Raw genomic sequence first — 18,743 nt, 5'->3', positions numbered from 1 at the left:
TTGATGGATTAATCGCTTCGCATGTCTATCCGTTTGAAATTATTGAGAAAAAAACTTGGCGTGACGTTGGAGGCCTTGGCCGAGAAGTCCGGCATGACCAAGAGTTATCTGTCGAAGGTCGAGCGTGGGCTCAACACGCCGTCGATCGCCGCCGCGCTGAAACTGGCCAAGGCGCTGAACGTGAAGGTCGAGGAGCTGTTCTCCGAGGACAACGTCAGCCTCGACAGCTACAGCCTGGTGCGCAGCCACGAGCGCCAGTCGCTGGCCGCCAACGACCACAGCCACGGCTACGCGGTGCTGGCCCATCAGGTGAGCGAGCGCAGCCTGCTGCCGTTCATCATCTACCCGCCCGCCGAGTTCACCGACAAGACCTTCAAGGAACACTTGGGCGAGGAATTCCTGTTCGTCCACGAAGGCCGGGTGGAAGTGGACTTCATGACCGAACGGGTGCTGCTGGAGAAGGGCGACGCGCTGCACTTCAACGCGCAGAAGCCGCACCGGATCCGCTCGGTGGGCGAGGAGCAGGCGCAGTTGCTGGTGGTGGTGCACAGCGCCGAGGAATGACCGGCCGGTTTGGCTGACGCCTGCATGGGCAGGCGTGCAGCACCGGTCTCCTGTGGGAGCTGGCCTGCCAGCGATGGCGTCCGATGGTCCGCCGCTAAACCTCGACCGGCACCGACAGCTTCGGATTCCCCAACGCATGGCTCTTGGCGTCGAAGAAGCGCAGTTCGGTCGCGGTTCCCTCGAACAGCCTGGCGTAATGGCGCTTCTGGTGCTGGATGAACGCGCTGCTGCGCGGGTAGACCGAGATCGCCAGAACCTTGGGCTGGGCCAGGCGCAGGGCGCGGACGATGTGCGCGTCCTGCTCGCCCAGGGCATGGCCGAACAGGCACAGGTTGTCGCTGTGCCGCTGCAACTGGTCCAGGCAGAACGACAGGTAGTCCGAACTGCGGATGGTCTTGAGCTTGTCCGCCACCGGCCCTTCGTTGACGATCAGCGGCACATCGTCGAGGGTCTTGATCGTGTTGTTGATCGCGAACTGGCCCAGCAGCGTGCCTTCGGTCGAGGCCAGCCGGCGCGCCGTACCGTCCTGGTTGCGCACCAGGTGCAGGCCGCCGTGCAGGTACAGCAGGCGTGGCTTGCGCGTGGCGTTCGCGCACAGGTCGAACCCGGCGTCGGGGCCGTTGAACAGGTCGTCGACGGCCTCGCCGCCGTGCTGGACCGCCCAGTGGCCGAGCAGGTCGTAGTTGGTGGTGAACACCGTGCGGTAGCGGGCCAGTTCCTCGCCCAGCGCCGCCAGGGTCGAGGCCTCGACCAGGCGCCAGGGGATGTGCACCGCGTGCACCGTGTTGATCAGCGCTTCCTTGATCGCGTAGTAGCGGTTGCGCGGCGCCGCCGAGCTGACCGCCAGGGCCTTGTTCACCCGGCTGGTGGTCTTCAGCGCGCCCAGCACCTGCTCGAAGCTGCGCGTCTGCAGGGCGTCGAAGACCGCCAGCTCGGATGCACCCAGCGGTTTCTCTTCCACCGTGCGGGCGTTCTCGAACAGCGAGTCGTAGCCGAAGTCGTCCCACACCGCGCGGCTGGCGCCGTTGCCCGTGAGCAGGCCGCCGAAGGCCACAGTGTCGCGCAGGGCGTTCCAGTCTTCGAGGCGGTCGTCGACATCCAGAAAATCGGTCATTGCAGGGCAGGTCTCAAACAAAGGGGCAGATGGGCGGCGACTTTATCACGAGCGGGCATTGAGCCAGATCAACAACGGCCGTGACCGTTCGGTCGATCCTGTGCGCATCCGCCGGATCGGAGCAACCGGTCCGCCCCCTGTCAGGAGACCCGTTCATGAGCAGCACGTTCTTCATTCCCGCCGTCAACATCATGGGCAGCGGCTGCCTGGACGACGCCATGGGCGCGATCCGCAACTACGGCCTGCGCAAGGCGCTGATCGTCACCGACGCCGGCCTGGCCAAGGCCGGCGTGGCGCAGATGATCGCCGAGAAACTGGCGATGCAGGACATCGACTCGGTGACCTTCGACGGCGCCAAGCCCAACCCGAGCATTGCCAACGTCGAGGCGGGGCTGGAGATGCTCAAGGCCGGCCGCTGCGATTTCGTGGTGTCCCTGGGCGGCGGCTCGCCCCACGACTGCGCCAAGGGCATCGCCCTGTGCGCGACCAACGGCGGGCACATCAGCGACTACGAAGGCGTCGACCGCTCCGCCAAGCCGCAGCTGCCGCTGATCGCGATCAACACCACCGCCGGCACCGCCAGCGAGATGACCCGCTTCTGCATCATCACCGACGAATCGCGCCACGTGAAAATGGCCATCGTCGACCGCAACGTCACACCGCTGCTGTCGGTCAACGACCCGGCGCTGATGGTGGCGATGCCCAAGGGCCTGACCGCCGCCACCGGCATGGACGCGCTGACCCACGCCATCGAAGCCTATGTGTCCACCGCCGCCAACCCGATCACCGACGCCTGCGCGCTCAAGGCCATGACCCTGATCAGCAACAACCTGCGCCTGGCGGTGCGCGACGGCAGCGACCTGGCGGCGCGGGAGAACATGGCCTACGCGCAGTTCCTGGCCGGCATGGCGTTCAACAATGCGTCGCTGGGCTACGTGCACGCGATGGCGCACCAGTTGGGCGGCTTCTACGATCTGCCCCACGGCGTCTGCAACGCCGTGCTGCTGCCCCATGTGCAGACGTTCAACGCGCTGGTGTGCGCCGACCGCCTCACCGACGTGGCCCACGCCATGGGCGCGGACATCCGCGGCTTCAGCCCGGAGGAGGGCGCTCAAGCGGCCATCGCCGCGATCCGCTGCCTGGCCAAGGACGTCGAGATCCCCGGTGGCCTGCGCGACCTGGGCGCCAAATGCACCGACATCCCGGTGCTCGCCGCCAACGCCCTGAAAGACGCCTGCGGCTTCACCAATCCGCGGGCGGCGGATCAGCGGCAGATCGAGGAGATTTTCCGCAACGCATTCTGAGGCGGGCACGGCGCAGGCGAACGGCGTTATGCTGCGGACTCGCCCGCGCCGTCACCGCCGAGTCCCGCATGCTGCAAAAGAGCCTGATCCGCCGCCTCGACCTGATCACCCTGCACCTGTTCGTCGCTGTCCACGAAGAGGGCACCCTGACCCGCGCCGCCGCCCGCGAGGCGATCGCCGTGTCGGCGGCGAGCAAGCGTCTGATGGAGCTGGAAGAGGCGCTGGGCATCAGCCTGTTCGTGCGCCAGGCCAAGGGCATGACCCTGACGCCGGCCGGCGAGACCTTGCTGCACCACGCCCGGCAGATGCTGTTCAACGTCGAGAAGATGGGCCTGGAGCTGGGCGAGCACAGCCATGGCGTGCGCGGCTATGTGCGGATGCTCGCCAACCTGTCGGCGATCATCCAGTTCCTGCCCGAAGACCTGCGCGACTTCTCCGGATCGCACCCGCAGATCAAGACCGACCTGGAGGAGAGGCCCAGCGCGGGCGTGATCCAGGGAGTGCTCGACGGCGTCGCGGACCTGGGCATCTGTTCCTGCGACAGCGACATCAAGGGGCTGCAGAGCGTGCTGTACCGCCGCGACCGCCTGGTGGTGGTGACGCTGCCTGAACATCCGCTGACCGCCCGCGAATCCGTCGCGTTCGCCGACACCCTGGACAACGATTACGTCGGCCTGCACGCCGCCAGCTCGATCAACATGCGCACCCACGCCGCCGCGCGCCAGGCCGGCAAAGTGCTGCGCATCCGCATTCATGTGCCGGGGTTCGATGCGGTGTGCCGGATGGTGCAGGCCAACATGGGCATCGGCATCCTGCCGCAGCGCGCCTACGAACTGTTCGGCCGGGCGTTGGGGCTGCGGGCTGTGCCGTTGAGCGATGAGTGGTCGGACCGGGCGCTGATCCTCGTGGCGCGGGACGAGGCGGCGCTGTCGCCGGTGAGCCGGATGCTGTTCGAGTATCTGCGCGGGCAGGGCTGAGGTTTCCATCCGGGCAAGCCGATGCAGCGGGCAATACCGCGGGAACTCGCCTGCTGGCGATGACGGGCAGAGCTGTACCGTCGTTCCCACATTCACCGAGCGTTCGCATTTGGCGAACGCCCCTTGCCGAGTGAAGGTTGGATTCATCCTTCGGCATTCCTCTAGCCTTGGCCGCAATTCCAAGAACAAGAGGTAACCCGCGATGACCGCCCCCTTGAGTGCAATCAAAGTGATCGAGATCGGCACGCTGATCGCTGCGCCGTTTGCCGCGCGGATGCTCGCCGAGTTCGGCGCCGAGGTGATCAAGATCGAAGCCATGGGACAGGGCGATCCGCTGCGCAAATGGCGCAAGCTGCACGAAGGCACGTCGCTGTGGTGGTACCTGCAATCGCGCAACAAGAAATCCCTGGCGCTGAACCTCAAGTCCACCGAGGGCATCGACCTGGTCAAGCGGTTGGCGCAGGACGCCGACGTGATCATCGAAAACCTGCGCCCCGGCGCCCTGGAGAAACTCGGGCTGGGCTGGGACGTGCTCCAGGCGCTGAACCCCAATCTCACCCTCGTGCGCATCTCCGGCTACGGCCAGACCGGCCCCTACCGTGACCGCCCGGGCTTCGGCGCCATCGGCGAGGCCATGGGCGGCATTCGCTATACCACCGGCAGCCCCGGTTCGCCGCCGGCGCGGGTCGGGGTCAGCCTGGGCGATTCGCTGGCTTCGCTGCACGCGGTGATCGGCGCGCTGATGTCGCTGCTGCGGGTCAAGACCGGGCAGGGCGGCGGTCAGGTCGTCGATGTGTCGTTGGCCGAGAGCGTATTCAACGTGATGGAAAGCCTGGTGCCGGAGTACGACATGCTCGGCCATGTCCGCGAACGCAGCGGCGGCGCCTTGCCGGGCATCGCACCGTCCAACACCTACCTCACCGGCGACGGCGCCTATGTGGTGATCGCCGGCAACAGCGACCCGATCTACCGGCGCCTGATGCAGGTGATCGGCCGTGCGGACCTGGCCGATGCCCCCGAGTTCGCCCACAACGACGGGCGGGCGGCGAAAAGCGGCGTGCTGGACGCGGCCATCACCCATTGGACCAGCAGTTTGCCGATCGACGATGTGCTGAGCGTGCTGGAGGCCGCCGAAGTGCCCGCCGGACGCATCTATTCGGTGGCCGACATCGTCGCCGACCCGCATTACCGGGCGCGGGACATGCTGCTCGACGCCGAACTGCCCGGCGGCGTTACGGTGAAGATGCCGGGCATCGTGCCCAAGCTCTCGCAGACCCCGGGCGCGGTGAACTGGTCCGGCCCGGCGCTCGGTCAGCACACTGACGCCATCCTCGCCGGGCTCGGCCTGGCGCCATCGGACATCGAACGCCTCAAAGCCCAGAAGGTGGTGCAATGATCACGGACTTTTCGCAACGCCTCATCGTCCAGGAAGTCTCGCCCCGGGACGGGCTGCAGATCGAGCCGACCTGGGTTGAGACCCAAGACAAGATCGCGCTGATCGATCAACTGTCCCTGGCCGGCTTCAGCCGCATCGAGGCCGGCTCCTTCGTCTCGCCCAACGCCGTTCCGGCCCTGCGCGACGGCGAGCAGGTGTTCAAGGGCATCCTTCGCCGGCCCGGCGTGACCTACGTTGCGCTGATTCCCAACCTCAAAGGCGCACAGCGTGCCCTGGCGGCCGGGGCGGACGAGCTGAACCTGGTGATGTCCGCCAGCCAGACCCACAACCTGGCGAACATGCGCATGAGCTGCGAAGCCTCGCTGGCGGCGTTCGCCGAGACCGTGGCGTTCGCCAGCGGCTCCGGTACGGGCCTCAACGGCAGTATCGCCACCGCGTTCGGTTGCCCGTTCGAAGGCCGGACAGACGAGGACCGGGTGCTGCGGATCGTCGACGCCTATCAGGAACTCGGCATCCGCGGCATCACCCTGGCCGACACCACCGGCATGGCCAACCCCCGGCAGGTGGACGGCTTGGTGCGGCGGGTGCTGCAACGGGTGCCGGCGGCCGACCTCACCTTGCATTTCCACAACACCCGCGGCCTGGGCCTGTGCAACGTGCTGGCGGCCTACGAGGCCGGGGCCCGGCGCTTCGATGCGGCGCTCGGCGGGCTGGGCGGCTGTCCGTTCGCGCCGGGCGCGTCGGGCAACATCTGCACCGAGGACCTGGTGAACCTCTGCGACGAGGTCGGCATTGCGACGGGCATCGACTTGCCGCTGCTGCTGAAACTGTCCCGAGGTTTGCCGGCGCTGCTGGGCCACGACGTTCCCGGCCAACTGGCCAAGGCCGGGCGCAATTGCGACCTGCATCCGGTTCCCTCGTGACAGGCGCCTTGCCCTGTGTGAGCGACCCCGACTGACGCTTTCGCCAGCAGGCCGGCTCCCACAGGTTCTGCGTCCGCCCCCGGCACGGTCGGAGCCAGCCTGCTGGCGATGACGTCAGACCGGGCGCCGCAGAAGCGGGCCAAGACAGTGGCCCCTCCGTTTCAAAAAGCATTTCAACCGCCAGACAACAAAAACAATCGGACGCCCCCGGCAGTCCGCCTGGAGAATACTTATGAGCCTCAACGTCATGGAGGCGGGCGCGAGCCCGTCCGTCAATCACGATGCCGAAAAAGCCCTGGTCAGCAAGGTCGCCTGGCGCCTGATGCCGCTGATCATGGTCTGTTACCTGTTCGCCTTTTTCGACCGCATCAACATCAGCTTCGCCAAGTTCCAGCTGCAGGCCGACCTGAGCCTGAGCGACACCGCCTACGGGTTTGGCGCCGGGCTGTTCGTGGTCGGTTACGTGCTGTTCGAAGTGCCGAGCAACATGATGCTGTACAAGGTCGGCGCACGGCGCTGGATCGCCCGGATCATGATGTCCTGGGGCATTGCCACCGCGTTGATGGTGTTCGTCACCAGCGAATGGCAGTTCTACGCGCTGCGGTTTCTCATCGGTGCGATGGAGGCCGGTTTCGCCCCCGGCGTGCTGTATTACCTGACGCTGTGGTTCCCGCAGCATTTTCGCGGGCGCATCACCTCGATGCTGTTCCTGGCCTCGGCGTTCGCCGGGCTGGTGGGCGCGCCGTTTTCCGGCCTGGTGCTGGAGCACCTCGACGGCGTGCTGCAGATGCGCGGCTGGCACTGGCTGTTCCTGCTCGGTGGCGTGCCGTGCGTGGGCCTCGGCTTCCTGGTGCTGACATTGCTCAAGGACCGCATCGAGGACGCGCCGTGGCTGACGGCGGACGAAAAGAGCCTGCTCGCCAGCCGCATCGCCCAGCATGAACCACACAAGAGCGGCGGGTCGTTGCTGGCGGCGCTGAAGATCCCGGGTTTCCTGACACTGGGCCTGATCTACTTCCTGATCCAGGTCGCGTCCTACGGCCTGAACTTCTGGGCGCCGCAACTGATCCGCAGCGCCGGCACCGAAAGCCCGGTGATGATCGGCCTGCTGACTGCGGTTCCCTACATCTGCGGGGCCATCAGCATGGTGGTGATCGGCCGGCTGTCGGACGCCACCGGCGAGCGGCGCAAGTTCGTCGCCGGGCTGGTGACCGTCGGCGCCATCGGGTTCTTCAGCGCGGGGATCTTCGCCAGCCATACCACGTTCCTGATCGTCGCCCTGGGCCTGCTCGGCGCCGGCATCATCGCCTCCATCCCGAGCTTCTGGACGTTGCCGCCCAAGTTGCTGGCAGGTGCCGGCGCCGGGGCGGCGGGCGGGATCGCGGTGATCAACACGCTGGGGCAGTTCGGCGGCATCGTCAGCCCGGTGATGGTCGGACGGATCAGGGACCTGACCGGCAGCACCACCCCGGCGCTGTATGTCATCGGCGTGGCGGCGCTGATCGCGGCGGCATTGCTGCTGTGGGGGTTGCCGCAGAAGCTGCGCACGCTCGATAAGGGCTGAGTCGGTGCCGTTGCCGCTGGATGGCGGCAACGGCGATGCTCACTTCGGTTGCAGCACTTCAAACCTGCGGACAAGGGCCCAGTCGGAAACATTATTGCCCTCGCGTTGTTTGGCCGAAATCGTCCCGAGGCGCATCGTTGAGGCTTTTCGCCGGAGCGGCGCTGAACTGCATCAGCGCCACGCCGGCGATCAGCAGCAGGGCGGCCACCGCTCGTGCCGGCGTCACCTGCCGTTGGACGAGACCAAACAGCCCGAAGTGATCGAGCATCATCGACGAAACCACCTGCCCGGCCAGCGCCAGGGCCACGAAACCCGAGGCGCCGAGCCTGGGCAGCAGCACCACCGCCAGCCCGACGAAACACACCCCGAACGCCCCGCCGGTCCACATCCACAGCGGCGGCATTCCCGTCTGCGTCAGCGACGGCAGCGGCAGGCGCAGCGCGACGATCACCGGCAACAACACCAGCACGCTCACCACCAGCGACACCATCGTCGCCCACAGCGGGTGCCCCAGGCCCCGCGCCAGGTTGAAGTTCAACGCACTCTGAAACGGCACCACGGCGCCGGCGAGCGCCGCCAACAGCATTAGTCCAGCCCACTGCAAGGTTCCCATGGGTCTTTCTCCGGCAAGGTTTCGCTGGACTGTAGGGTATTCGTCGCGCAGATTTAAATTCCGTTTTGCTATTCGGAGCATGCATCGAATGAATGATCTGCGCCGCGTCGACCTCAACCTGCTGGTGATCCTCGACGCCTTGCTCATCGAGTGCCACGTGACCCGTGCCGCCGAGCGCCTGCACCTGAGCCAGCCGGCGGTCAGCCATGCGCTGGCCCGTCTGCGCGACCTGCTCGGCGATCCGCTGCTGGTGCGGGCCGGCGCCGACCTGGCGCCCACGGCCAGGGCCCTGGAACTGGCGGCGCCGCTGGCCGAGACCCTGGCGCAGGTGCAGGCGCTGCTGGCGCCGAATGCGTTCGACCCGGCCAGCGCCCGGCGCACCTTCCGTGTCGCCATGTCCGACTACGGCGCGGCGATCATCCTGCCGGACCTGATCCGCACCCTGCGCCACGAAGCGCCGGGCATCGACCTGCAGATCTGCCACGCCAGCCGCGAAGGCATGCTCGAAGGCGTGCTCAACGGTGACATCGACGTCGCCGCCGGCGTCTTCCCCGACCTGCCCGGCGAACTGCGCAGCACGCCGTTGTTCGAAGAGCGCTACGCCTGCCTGCTCGACCGCAGAAGCCTGCCTGCCGACGGCGTGCTTGACCTGCCGAGCTACCTGTCCCGTCCCCACGTCCTGCTGGAAATGCGCGGCAGCGGCACCCCGGAAATCGAACGCACCCTGACGGCCCTGCGCGAACGCCGCCGCGTCGCCGTCAGCCTGCCGCACTGGAGCGTCGCCCCGCAGTTGATCGCCGGCACCGACTTGATCCTGACTGTGGCTTCACGGGCGCTGGGCGGGATCGACCGGACATCGCTGGCCGTCGTGCCGCCGCCGTTCGAGATCGCGCCGTTCACCTTTGTGCTGGCGTGGCATGGGCGGCGGGGTGGGGATCAGGCGTTGAACTGGTTGAATCGGCGGATTCAAGAAGGGGGCGAGGGTGGCGGGCGAGTGCCAGTCTCATGAGCGCTGTTTCTTTCATGTCTCCAGACTCGTTCTGCGTGGGACGTTGAGCGGGGCGGGGAAAGTGGTAGTTCTGGTGAGTGCATGAAAGACGTGGGATTCCTGTCGTGTGGTTTATAGTGCGCAGCTTGTTACCGTGTCAGATTGGGCCAGAGGCAATGCCTCCAAGGCTGTCATCAAGGAAGAACAATGCTCACCCGTTCCCGACTTCTCATCGCCCTCGGCCTTTTGGCCATCACCGCCCAAGCCCAGGCCGCCTGCGAAACCAAGCCCTTCAACGGCCACTCCCTGTCCCGCTGCAAGATCTGGCCGGCGTTCGCGAATCAGGCGATTTCCGCCAAGTCCTCGTTCGTGCCGGATGCGGACGGCAGCCAGGACGGCGTGTTCGACCTGGAACTGTCGGTCGTCAACGCCTCCAGCCTCAAGCCGTTGGTCACCTACGTCAAACCCGGCGCCTTCAACTCCGATGCCATCAGTTTCGACGACCTCAAGATCGATACCGCCCGTTACCGCTTGGCGACGGATGTGCGGGCGTTCGGGCTGCGTTCCAGTTTCGGCCACAGCTCCCGGGCCAACCCCTACGAGAAAACCGATCTGGCGCTGTATGTCCGCGAGGGCGACAAGCTGCGGCCGGTGCTTGAGGGGCTGGTGGTCTACAAGAACAGCGGCGAGTGGATGGCCAATTGCGAAGGCGAGGGCAAGACGCTGCGCCGCACCCTTGAGGTCGGGCCGCAGACCCACCACGGGTTCTCCGACCTGATCGTGACCACCAAAGGCACGCAACTGAAGACCGTCAAGTCGGGCCAGGCGTGCGTGTCCAGCACCACGGAACTGGGCGCCACCCAAATCACCCTGAGCTACGACGGCCGGCAGTACACCGTCCCCGAAGACCTGCGAGGTTACTGAACCGATGCTCACCGGGCTCAATCATCTGACCCTTGCGGTCACCGACCTTGAGCGCAGCCTGGCGTTCTACCGTGATGTGCTGGGCCTGCGCGCCGAAGCCACCTGGGACGCCGGGGCCTACCTGTCGCTGCCGGGCCTGTGGTTGTGCCTGTCGCTGGATCCTGAGCGCAATCCCGAGCCCGCCGCCGACTACACCCATTACGCCTTCGGCCTCGACGAGGCCGATTTCCTGCCGTTCGTGCAAAGGCTCCGTGCCGCGAACGTGCGGGAATGGCGGGACAACCGCAGCGAAGGTGCGTCGTTCTACTTTCTCGACCCGGACGGCCACAAGCTCGAAGCCCATGTCGGCGACCTGGCTTCGCGGTTGGCCGCATGTCGGCAAGAGCCCTACGCGGGCATGCGTTTTTTCAACGAACCGTGAATATTCGCCGAACGCTGGGATAGACTGGCGGCCACGTTTTCCGGCGCTTGCAGGTTTTTCCATGACTTCATCGTTGCTGATGGCCGTGCTGGCCTCGGGATTCATCTACGGCATCACGCCTGGGCCTGGCGTGCTCGCGGTGTTCGGCATCGGCGCGGCCCGCGGGCGGCGGGCCGGGGCAGGGTTTCTGTGCGGGCACCTGCTGGGCGATGTGGTGTGGTGCAGCACCGCGCTGATCGCCATCGTCGGCGCCCGGGAAATCGGCAGCACGGCGTTCGACGTGCTCGGCGTGCTCAGCGGCCTGTACCTGTTCTGGCTCGGCTGGCGTGCGGTGCGGGCCCGGCGCAGCAACGGCGATCAGCCCCAGGGCGCGGCGCGCCAGCCGTTCTGGCACGGCATCCTGTTCGGCCTGACCAACCCCAAGGCCTACCCGGTGGCGGTGGCGACCTTCACCGCGCTGCTGTCGAGCCGCGCCGAGCTGCTCAACTGGTCGATGCTGCCGATGCTCATCGCCTTGAGTTTCCTGGGCGGCCTGCTGGCCTACGCTATCCTCATCGGCATCGTCGGCGCCCGTCAGGTGCGCACGCTGTATCAACGCCATGAGCTGGCGATCACCCGGCTGTGCGGGGTGATGTTCATCGGCTTCGCCGTCAACGCGCTGGTGCATGCGTTGCCGGGGCTGATGCCGAACAAGGCTTGAAACCGAACGCAAGGATGCGCAGTAGCCAGGTCAGGGACGGTTGATCAGTGCTGTATTGTCCGGACACCTACGCCGAACCATGGAAAGCCGAAACTCCGCGCCGCTGGCGAGCTACATCGATCTGTTGCTGGACGCCGTCTGCGCGGTGGATAAACAGGGCCGTTTCGTTTTTGTCAGCGCCGCCTGCGAGCAGATCCTGGGCTATCTGCCAGACGAACTGATCGGCCAGGCGATGATCGACTTCGTCCACCCGGCCGACCGCGAGCGCACCTTGGCGGCGGCCCGGGAGATCATGGGCGGCGAGCCCAAGCACAACTTCGAGAACCGCTACGTGCGCAAGGACGGCAGCGTGGTGCACATCCTGTGGTCGGCGCGCTGGTCGGAGGTCGACCAACTGCGCATCGCCGTGGCGCGGGACATCACCGAGCGCAAGCAGGCCGAGTCCCGGCAGGCGGCGCTCTATGCGATCTCCGAAGCGGCCCACGCGGCCGAAGATTTGCTGGCGCTGTTCAAGCGCATTCACCTGATCATCGGCGAGTGGCTGCCGGCGCTGAATTTTTCCGTGGCGCTGTATGACGAGCACTGCGCGCAGTTGAACTTTCCCTATCACGTCGTCGACGATGAACGTCAACCGGAGCAGCCCGGCACCGTGACCGGGCGTCTGTGCGCAGAGGTGATCCGCACCGGGCAGCCGATTCTGTTGACGCCCGACAGCGCCGACACGCCTGCGGGGTTCGAGGAACTGGTGGCCGGGCAACATGGCCCGTGCTGGCTGGGCGTGCCGCTGAACTCGAAGAACGGCACCATCGGCGCGCTGATCGTCAAGAGCTTACCCGGCGGCGAGCGCTACACCGAGCGGGACAAGGAACTGCTGCAATACGTCTGCGCGCAGATCGCCACGGCCATCGAGCGCCAGCAACTGCACGCCCGCCTGCGGCACATGGCGCAGTACGATCAGCTCACCCAACTGCCCAACCGAGAATTGCTGCGCGAGCGGCTCAAGGCCGCCCTGGCCTGTGCCCGGGAGCAGTCGGGGTACATGGCGCTGTTGTATGTCGATCTGGATCGCTTCAAACAGGTCAACGACTCGCTGGGCCATGCCGTCGGCGACATGCTCCTGCAGACCGTGGCCAACCGGCTCAAGGGCTGCGTGCGCGAGACCGACACGGTGGCGCGGATCGGCGGCGACGAGTTCATCGTGCTGCTGCACAGCGTCCACGCCGCCGACGATGCCGACGGCGTGGCGGAAAAGATCCGACACGTGCTGGTGCAACCCATGCGCCTGGACGGCCACAACCTGCACATCCAGCCGAGCATCGGCGTCGCCCGCTATCCCGAACACGGCAGCGAAGAACAGCAACTGTTCCGCCACGCCGACCAGGCCATGTACGCCGCCAAACGCTTGAACCACCGCGCCCTGGACAGTTGAACCGCGCTCGCCGTTCGTCGCGGCGCCGGCAACTTTTCTAAACCTTTGGCGGTCAGGAAATTCTCAACCTAGGCGGGCACCTGCTCGCCACGATCAACGCCAAGAGGTAGAGAATCATGCCTAATTCAAGAAACTCGAACTCGGGAAACTTCGCCAACGACCGGACCAAGGCGTCCGAGGCCGGCCGCAAAGGTGGGAAAACCACCACCACGACCGTCGACAAGGATCCGGGCAAGGCCGAAATGGGCCGCAAGCCGGCGCAGAAGTCGAAGTAGCCGTTTGATTGAGAGGCGGGGGCGCAAGCTCCCGCTTGAATGCTTCAGAGAAGGAGGGCACGACCATGAGCCGCAAGGCCAGCCGAGTCCGCGACATCAGTTTCTTCACCCTGCTGGCGCTGGGCGCCGGCAGCGCGTTCGCCCAGTCGCCCGCCGACTTCATCAATGATGCCTCGGCCAAGGGCATGGCCGACATCGAAGCCAGCCGCGTGGCGCACCAGAAGTCTGAATCCAAAGAGGTCAAGGACTACACCATCGTGGTCATCAACGACCGCACCACCGCCAACCAACACCTGGCGAAGATCGCCAAGAAACTCGACTTGCCGGTGGCGTCCCACGACGACATGGCCGACAAGGCCAAGACGCTGATGCCCGAAGCCCTGGAGGGCGAGACCTTCGACCAGGCCTACGCCGCCAGTCAGGTCAAGGCGACGGAGGAGGCCATCCAGCAGATCGAGCAGGAAGCGCAGACCACTGACGTGCCTGAGATCAAGGCCTTCGCCGCCGAGACCCTGCCCAAACTGCAGAACCACCTGGAAATGGCCAGGGCCCTGCAGGCCAGCCGCTGACGGCCACCACGCAATCCCCACGCAATCCCACTGTGGCGAGGGAGCTTGCTCCCGCGGGCCTGCGCAGCAGGCCCAAACAGTCCAGACGCCAGCTCCCTGTGGCGAGGGAGCTGGCTCCCGTTGGCCTGCGCAGCAGGCCCCTTCCTTGCTCGCGGAACAAACACCGCAACCCTCAACAATCGTTCAGATCCTGCTTCGGCTTGCTCTTGTCCCCCAACCCCTCCAGGTTGAACACCTCGTTCTCACCCAGCGACCGGTAATGCTTGCGCAACGACTCCAACTGCTTCAGGTCCAGCGACTCCAGCCCGAGCATCGCGTTCTGCGCCTCCTGCGTGACCCGCAGCAACTCGTCCAGCTTCAGGTGCAGGATGTCTGTGTCGCGGTTCTGGGTGTTTTGGATCAGGAACACCATCAGGAACGTGATGATGGTGGTCGAGGTGTTGATGATCAGTTGCCAGGTGTCGTTGTAACCGAACAACGGCCCGCTCAACCCCCACAGCCCGATCAGGATCAACGCGCCCATGAACGTCTTGGGGCTGCCCGCCCACAGGGCGAGGGTCTGGGAAATCTTGGCGAATTTCATGGCGGTGATCCTATCGCGGGGGGATTGAAATTCAGACATCGGTGGTGAGATGAAAATTCTCTTGGGGCGGTGGCCGTCGCGGGGAGAGCCCTGAGCCTTTTCTCTGACACGGATTGCAACGTGTCGCTCTGGAGCTGAGCGCAAGGGAGGCGGTATCGTAGCGAACCGCTGCAATGCCCACCGACAGGAGTACGCAATGAGTTGGTCCGCCAAGCAATACGTCGCTTTTGAAGATGAACGCACCCGTCCGGCCCGTGACCTACTGGCGGCGATCCCCACGCCGGAGGCGCGCACGGTGGTCGACATCGGTTGCGGCCCCGGCAATTCCACCGAGCTGCTGGTGCCGCGCTTCCCGGGGGCGCAGGTGCGCGGGCTGGACAGTTCGCCGGACATGATCGAGGCCGCGCGCAAGCGCCTGCCGCAGTTGCGGTTCGATGTGTCGGACATCGATGCGTGGGCCGATGAGGGCCCGTTCGATGTGATCTTCGCCAACGCGGTGTTGCAGTGGGTGCCCGACCACGCGACGCTGCTGCCGGCGCTGGCGGGCAAGCTTGCGCCCGGCGGCAGCCTGGCGATCCAGATGCCGGACAACCTCAACGAACCCTCCCACCGGCTGATGCGCGAAGTCGCCGCCAACGGGCCGTGGGCCGGCAAACTGGCGGGCGCCGCCGGGCAGCGCACCGAAATGGCGGATGCCAGCGGTTACTTCTCGATGCTGCGGCCGCACTGTTCACGGGTCGATGTGTGGCGTACCACCTATCACCATCCGTTGCCGGGCGGGGCGGCGGGGGTGGTGGAGTGGTTCAAGGGCAGCGGCCTGATTCCGTTCCTCAACCCCCTCACGGAAGCGGAGCGGGCGCAGTACCTGGAGCAGTATCTGGCGGCCGTGGCCCAGGCTTATCCGGCGTTGCCTGACGGTTCGGTGCTGCTGCCGTTCCCGCGGCTGTTCATCGTCGCGACGCGCTGAGCAAGCGGTGGTGGGCGCCCTCGGGCGCCGGGCGGGAGCTCTCTGCAGGCGATGGTTTGATCCGGGATGTTTAATCCCTGTTCATGATTTGCTGAACCTTCCCACATGGTTTTCAGGTTGTCCGTCGGAAGTCGGCTCTTTAGCCTGAGTGGGTCGCTGACGAATCAGCGGCCGGGATTGGAACCCCGAACAACACTGAAAGCAAACGCACCTTTCATGACGTATGCTGCGCACCTTGATGGTGTGCGCTCCGCTATGGCGGCTGTGCGCGGGAGACTTCGAGTCTGCCGGGTTTTGCTCAGTGGCCCGGGTTCCAACCTGCGTACAGCTGCCACCCTTCGCGTGGAACCGAAGGCGGCAGCTCTGACCATCACGCTGAGTAAAAAATCATGAAAAAACCAACACCGAACCCGCCCGAAATCCCCACCGATCCAACTTCCCCCTACACCTCGATCGACTCGCGAAAACTTCACGAAGCCGCAGAACGCGCGCTCGACCATTACCTGAATCCGGCCGCCGGGATCATGGCCACGTCCCTTGACGCCGAACCCATGTACCTCCCCAACCCCGTCTACGACACCGAATCCCTGCTGGCCAACGCTAGCGAGAACCTCGGCTCGGCCTCGGAAATGCTCAACAACTTCGCCGCCGTGCTGGACGCCGGCCACCGCCGGACCGCGCTGGGCATCGCGCAACTGGTGGCGCTGGGGGAAGCGGCGGTGAACCAGGCGTTGGATAACGTCGAACCGAAGGGGTGACGGCCCGTTGGGCAGGCACAAAAAAACCGGTCATCGCGACCGGTTTTTCTCTTTCAGTTGCCGCTCTGCTGCAGCACCTTCAGCGCCGCCGACGCCAGAAACCCCGAGCGGCTCTTCTCCTCGGGATGATGCAGCACGTACTCATCGATCCGGTTGAGCAGATACCCCGGCAGCGTGATGTTGAGTTTCTGGGCCTTGCCCAGGTACTTGGTCACATCGATGTCCACGACCGCCCAGGTGCAGCCCGCGTACTTGGGATTGGCGGCGTGCAGCGTGACCTTGTTGGCCGGCGGGATGGGCGAACCGTCCTCCGCCAGAATTTCGAAATGGCCTTCAATGGCTTCACGGGCCATGGCCATCGCATCGTCCAGGTCGTCGCCGGCGGAGAAGCACCCCGGAATGTCCGGCACTTCCACGCCCCAAGCCTGTTCGTCATCGCCCACCGAAATCGCGATCGGGTAAAGCATGTTCGTTGTCCTCCATGGCGACTGGCCTTGCGGGTCAAAGCAGCGCCTGTTGCAGAATGCTGATGGCCGTCTTCTTGAGCAGATCCTTCTTCGGATGCGGCACCGTCACCAGCCCGGGTTTGGTCGGGTGCTTGAAGTGATGATGGCTGCCGCGGACCCGCACCAGATACCAACCGTCCGCGACGAGTTGGCCGATTAGAAAACGGCTGTTCACAACACCTCCTTGTGGTGTGCTTGGTGGGTACTATACCTACGGGTTTTTTATGATCAACACCATAACCACCAGGCGGTGGCTCGCTCAGTGACAAACGGTGGCGTCGATCAGTCTAGGCAGCGGTGAAACCGAGGCGAGAGGAGTGTGTTGCATGCCGTTGCGATCGGATGCCCGCCCACGAAACAGAGAATTCCAGACACAAAAAACCGGCCTTATAGGCCGGTTTTTTTACATCCCCGTTCGCTTGCTGGCGACGCTGGCCTCAGCGAAGCAGGGCAATGTTTTCGTCGATCCGATCCTGAATGACCTGCAGCGTGTCCCGGGTGATCACACCGGGGTATCCATGCTCGGCCATGGCCGCGAACTGGCTGGCCACGTTGCACATCCGGTCAATGATGTCGCCTGCCGCGCCTGCCGGGATCTCGGCTTCCTCAGCGAGCCTGAGCAGGGATTTCCGGTCGATCTCCAGTGCCTCGCCCATCACATCCATTTGATGGTATCCGCCGGGGCCTTCGCAGAAGGTCACGTCGTAGGCCGGTGCCAATGTCCATTGACCCGAAGGTGACATCAGGTAGGCAAAGTTCTTGGGGTGATCGTCCCGGTTGTTGAACACAACGTTGAAGGCTGCACGTTCGAACGCCAGCGCCTTTTCCCGAATGTCATTGGTGCAGCGATGGGTCGCCCGCAGGAAACTGACGTAATCCAGCGTGCCTGCGGTCTGGAAATCGGCTCCGGTGAAGGCCGCAAGACTTTGCATGGGCACACGGAGCTCGCCTTGTCGGTCAAAGCGCCGGGTGGCGAAGGCTGCCAGTCCGTTCGGCAGGCTGAAGTACTGGGTGTCGGGTGTGCGGATGCCGCATTTGCGCAAGCATTCGGCGTAGACCATTTCGATGGCACAGACTTCGGGGTGTTCTTGCCTGGCCGGAAACTTGACCAACCAAGCCTCGAAACCCGGCGTGGCAATCGTCGTAAAGGCTAGTGTCAGAGGATCGCGATAGACCAAGGCCTTCGGCCTGGCGCCTTGGGGAGAGCCGCCGACCAGCAGCAGCCTCTCCAGGAATTCGCCGCCTTCGCCGTTGAGCACGTCCTGTACCTCGGCCGCGAGCAGGTCGAGTGGAATGTGTTCTTGCGGCTCCAGCCCTTCGGGCGCCACGGGCTTGAAGGACATCGCGCCCATGGCGTTGTTGCCGATGTAGGCCAGCCGCTCCAGCGGCCTGATGCGAGCCGGGTTCAGACGGCGGCGCTTGAAGAGACGATCCATCAGCAGCATGCCCCATCCGTCGGGCAATGAATCGTAGACCGGGCCTGGAAGCCCCAACTGATGGCGCGGGAAGTCGCGGCTTAGCTTGGGGCCTTCCAAGGGAAGCTTGAGGGAGGACAGCTCCAGCCCTTTGCGCTTCGCTTCGTCGCTGTACTCGAACACGATCAACGGGCGCCCCGTGAGGGCCGTCGTGGAAACCAGCGTGCCCCAATGCCAGTGTTCGCCCCAGCCGTCGTAGTAGACATCGACTTGCTCAAGCATCGCCGGACTTCCTCCTGACACGATGACGCGTGGAGCTGTTTTCGTAGCGAAGGATATCGTCCAGGCTGTCCAGCTTCGGCATGAACAGGTTTTCGAGCTCGTGGGCGCGCCCGAGCACCATGGCCACGCGAATCACGTTTTCAAACCCGACATTGCGCCCGGATTCCAGATTGGACACGGTGTTGGTGCCGATGCCGGCGCGCGCCGCCACTTCGGCCTGCGTCATTTGCCGGGCCAACCGTTCGGTGCGAAGGCGTTCGCAAAGCCGTTTGACGATTTCACTGGGGGTGCTGAGGCTTAATTCCAGCATGATGGGCCTAAGGCGGGACTGAGTGCGTGGGTGCTCAAAAGTATAGAGTTGGCCTTGGCTTTGTCAAAGCGCACAATTCACATATTTTGTGGATTAACTATCGATTTTCGGCTTAAGAAGTTGTTTTATGGATTTATCATTCAGGTGAGCTGATGCTCTGC

Annotated in this window: 22 protein-coding genes; 15 read left to right on the top strand and 7 right to left on the bottom strand. The window is 65.0% G+C overall.

Features of this window, described 5'->3' with window-relative positions; genetic code table 11:
- The first annotated feature begins 21 nt into the window (after positions 1 to 21).
- The gene (locus CAG29_RS09780) at positions 22 to 564 is read left to right on the top strand and encodes a helix-turn-helix domain-containing protein (protein WP_085585229.1); all 543 of its coding nucleotides are present in this window, start codon (positions 22 to 24) and stop codon (positions 562 to 564) included.
- A gap of 94 nt (positions 565 to 658) precedes the next feature.
- Here the strand turns inward: CAG29_RS09780 and CAG29_RS09775 are convergent, their stop codons facing one another.
- Positions 659 to 1,678, bottom strand: a complete 1,020-nt coding sequence (locus CAG29_RS09775) for a DUF4917 family protein (protein ID WP_085632216.1) — start codon at positions 1,676 to 1,678, stop codon at positions 659 to 661.
- Positions 1,679 to 1,833: 155 nt separating this feature from the next.
- Here CAG29_RS09775 and yiaY point away from each other — a divergent pair, with 155 nt between their 5' ends.
- The 5 genes from yiaY to CAG29_RS09750 all read left to right on the top strand — a co-directional run bounded on the left by yiaY (position 1,834) and on the right by CAG29_RS09750 (position 7,842).
- Positions 1,834 to 2,982 (top strand): L-threonine dehydrogenase, encoded by a 1,149-nt coding sequence (yiaY, locus tag CAG29_RS09770; protein ID WP_085632218.1) that lies wholly within the window; start codon positions 1,834 to 1,836, stop codon positions 2,980 to 2,982.
- 68 nt (positions 2,983 to 3,050) lie between these two features.
- The gene (locus CAG29_RS09765; RefSeq protein ID WP_085694333.1) at positions 3,051 to 3,959 is read left to right on the top strand and encodes a LysR family transcriptional regulator; all 909 of its coding nucleotides are present in this window, start codon (positions 3,051 to 3,053) and stop codon (positions 3,957 to 3,959) included.
- Between the two features lie 202 nt (positions 3,960 to 4,161).
- A complete protein-coding gene (locus CAG29_RS09760) occupies positions 4,162 to 5,355 on the top strand; it encodes a CaiB/BaiF CoA-transferase family protein (protein ID WP_085694331.1) in 1,194 nt (397 codons plus the stop codon).
- Positions 5,352 to 6,278 (top strand): hydroxymethylglutaryl-CoA lyase, encoded by a 927-nt coding sequence (locus CAG29_RS09755; RefSeq protein ID WP_085585219.1) that lies wholly within the window; start codon positions 5,352 to 5,354, stop codon positions 6,276 to 6,278. Before CAG29_RS09760 ends, CAG29_RS09755 begins: the two co-directional genes overlap by 4 nt.
- Before the next feature lie 232 nt (positions 6,279 to 6,510).
- Positions 6,511 to 7,842 carry an MFS transporter gene (locus CAG29_RS09750; RefSeq protein ID WP_085585217.1) on the top strand — a complete coding sequence of 444 codons (1,332 nt, stop codon included), beginning with the start codon at positions 6,511 to 6,513 and terminating at the stop codon, positions 7,840 to 7,842.
- 91 nt (positions 7,843 to 7,933) lie between these two features.
- Here CAG29_RS09750 and CAG29_RS09745 read toward each other — a convergent pair whose 3' ends face one another.
- Positions 7,934 to 8,455: a DMT family transporter gene (locus CAG29_RS09745; RefSeq protein ID WP_085585215.1), complete on the bottom strand. Its 522-nt coding sequence runs from the start codon at positions 8,453 to 8,455 to the stop codon at positions 7,934 to 7,936.
- Positions 8,456 to 8,534: 79 nt separating this feature from the next.
- On the opposite strand from CAG29_RS09745, the gene CAG29_RS09740 reads away from it, so the two are divergent.
- The 7 genes from CAG29_RS09740 (at position 8,535) to CAG29_RS09710 (ending at position 13,761) form a co-directional block, all read left to right on the top strand.
- Positions 8,535 to 9,464, top strand: coding sequence for a LysR family transcriptional regulator (locus tag CAG29_RS09740; protein ID WP_170930373.1), 930 nt, complete (start codon positions 8,535 to 8,537; stop codon positions 9,462 to 9,464).
- Between the two features lie 186 nt (positions 9,465 to 9,650).
- A complete protein-coding gene (locus CAG29_RS09735) occupies positions 9,651 to 10,367 on the top strand; it encodes a hypothetical protein (protein ID WP_085632230.1) in 717 nt (238 codons plus the stop codon).
- Positions 10,368 to 10,371: 4 nt separating this feature from the next.
- A complete protein-coding gene (gene fos, locus CAG29_RS09730) occupies positions 10,372 to 10,788 on the top strand; it encodes a fosfomycin resistance glutathione transferase (protein WP_085694327.1) in 417 nt (138 codons plus the stop codon).
- A gap of 61 nt (positions 10,789 to 10,849) precedes the next feature.
- On the top strand, positions 10,850 to 11,488 hold the full coding sequence (locus CAG29_RS09725) for a LysE family translocator (RefSeq protein ID WP_085585204.1): 639 nt from the start codon (positions 10,850 to 10,852) through the stop codon (positions 11,486 to 11,488).
- Between the two features lie 79 nt (positions 11,489 to 11,567).
- Positions 11,568 to 12,917, top strand: a complete 1,350-nt coding sequence (locus CAG29_RS09720; protein ID WP_085585202.1) for a bifunctional diguanylate cyclase/phosphodiesterase — start codon at positions 11,568 to 11,570, stop codon at positions 12,915 to 12,917.
- Between the two features lie 116 nt (positions 12,918 to 13,033).
- Positions 13,034 to 13,192, top strand: coding sequence for a KGG domain-containing protein (locus tag CAG29_RS09715; protein ID WP_085585200.1), 159 nt, complete (start codon positions 13,034 to 13,036; stop codon positions 13,190 to 13,192).
- Positions 13,193 to 13,257: 65 nt separating this feature from the next.
- Positions 13,258 to 13,761, top strand: coding sequence for a DUF4142 domain-containing protein (locus CAG29_RS09710; protein WP_085637258.1), 504 nt, complete (start codon positions 13,258 to 13,260; stop codon positions 13,759 to 13,761).
- A 172-nt stretch (positions 13,762 to 13,933) separates the two neighbouring features.
- Here the strand turns inward: CAG29_RS09710 and CAG29_RS09705 are convergent, their stop codons facing one another.
- Complete coding sequence (locus CAG29_RS09705; RefSeq protein ID WP_085694325.1) at positions 13,934 to 14,344, bottom strand: low affinity iron permease family protein; 411 nt, start codon at positions 14,342 to 14,344, stop codon at positions 13,934 to 13,936.
- Positions 14,345 to 14,540: 196 nt separating this feature from the next.
- Here CAG29_RS09705 and tam point away from each other — a divergent pair, with 196 nt between their 5' ends.
- Positions 14,541 to 15,311: a trans-aconitate 2-methyltransferase gene (gene tam, locus CAG29_RS09700; RefSeq protein WP_085585192.1), complete on the top strand. Its 771-nt coding sequence runs from the start codon at positions 14,541 to 14,543 to the stop codon at positions 15,309 to 15,311.
- A gap of 389 nt (positions 15,312 to 15,700) precedes the next feature.
- Positions 15,701 to 16,069: a DUF6124 family protein gene (locus CAG29_RS09695; RefSeq protein WP_085585190.1), complete on the top strand. Its 369-nt coding sequence runs from the start codon at positions 15,701 to 15,703 to the stop codon at positions 16,067 to 16,069.
- Between the two features lie 53 nt (positions 16,070 to 16,122).
- Here the strand turns inward: CAG29_RS09695 and CAG29_RS09690 are convergent, their stop codons facing one another.
- The 4 genes from CAG29_RS09690 to CAG29_RS09675 form a co-directional block, all read right to left on the bottom strand.
- The gene (locus tag CAG29_RS09690) at positions 16,123 to 16,536 is read right to left on the bottom strand and encodes a type II toxin-antitoxin system HicB family antitoxin (protein WP_085585188.1); all 414 of its coding nucleotides are present in this window, start codon (positions 16,534 to 16,536) and stop codon (positions 16,123 to 16,125) included.
- Positions 16,537 to 16,570: 34 nt separating this feature from the next.
- Positions 16,571 to 16,750 (bottom strand): type II toxin-antitoxin system HicA family toxin, encoded by a 180-nt coding sequence (locus tag CAG29_RS09685; RefSeq protein ID WP_007957952.1) that lies wholly within the window; start codon positions 16,748 to 16,750, stop codon positions 16,571 to 16,573.
- Positions 16,751 to 17,012: 262 nt separating this feature from the next.
- A complete protein-coding gene (locus CAG29_RS09680; protein ID WP_085585186.1) occupies positions 17,013 to 18,272 on the bottom strand; it encodes a type II toxin-antitoxin system HipA family toxin in 1,260 nt (419 codons plus the stop codon).
- Positions 18,265 to 18,582 carry a helix-turn-helix domain-containing protein gene (locus CAG29_RS09675; protein ID WP_085585184.1) on the bottom strand — a complete coding sequence of 106 codons (318 nt, stop codon included), beginning with the start codon at positions 18,580 to 18,582 and terminating at the stop codon, positions 18,265 to 18,267. The genes CAG29_RS09680 and CAG29_RS09675 overlap by 8 nt, the downstream gene beginning before the upstream one ends.
- Positions 18,583 to 18,743 lie beyond the last annotated feature (161 nt).

The sequence above is a fragment of the Pseudomonas sp. B7(2017) genome (assembly GCF_002112745.1).
Taxonomy (GTDB): Bacteria; Pseudomonadota; Gammaproteobacteria; order Pseudomonadales; family Pseudomonadaceae; genus Aquipseudomonas; species Aquipseudomonas ekonensis.
This window is presented reverse-complemented; position numbering and strand designations above follow the sequence as displayed.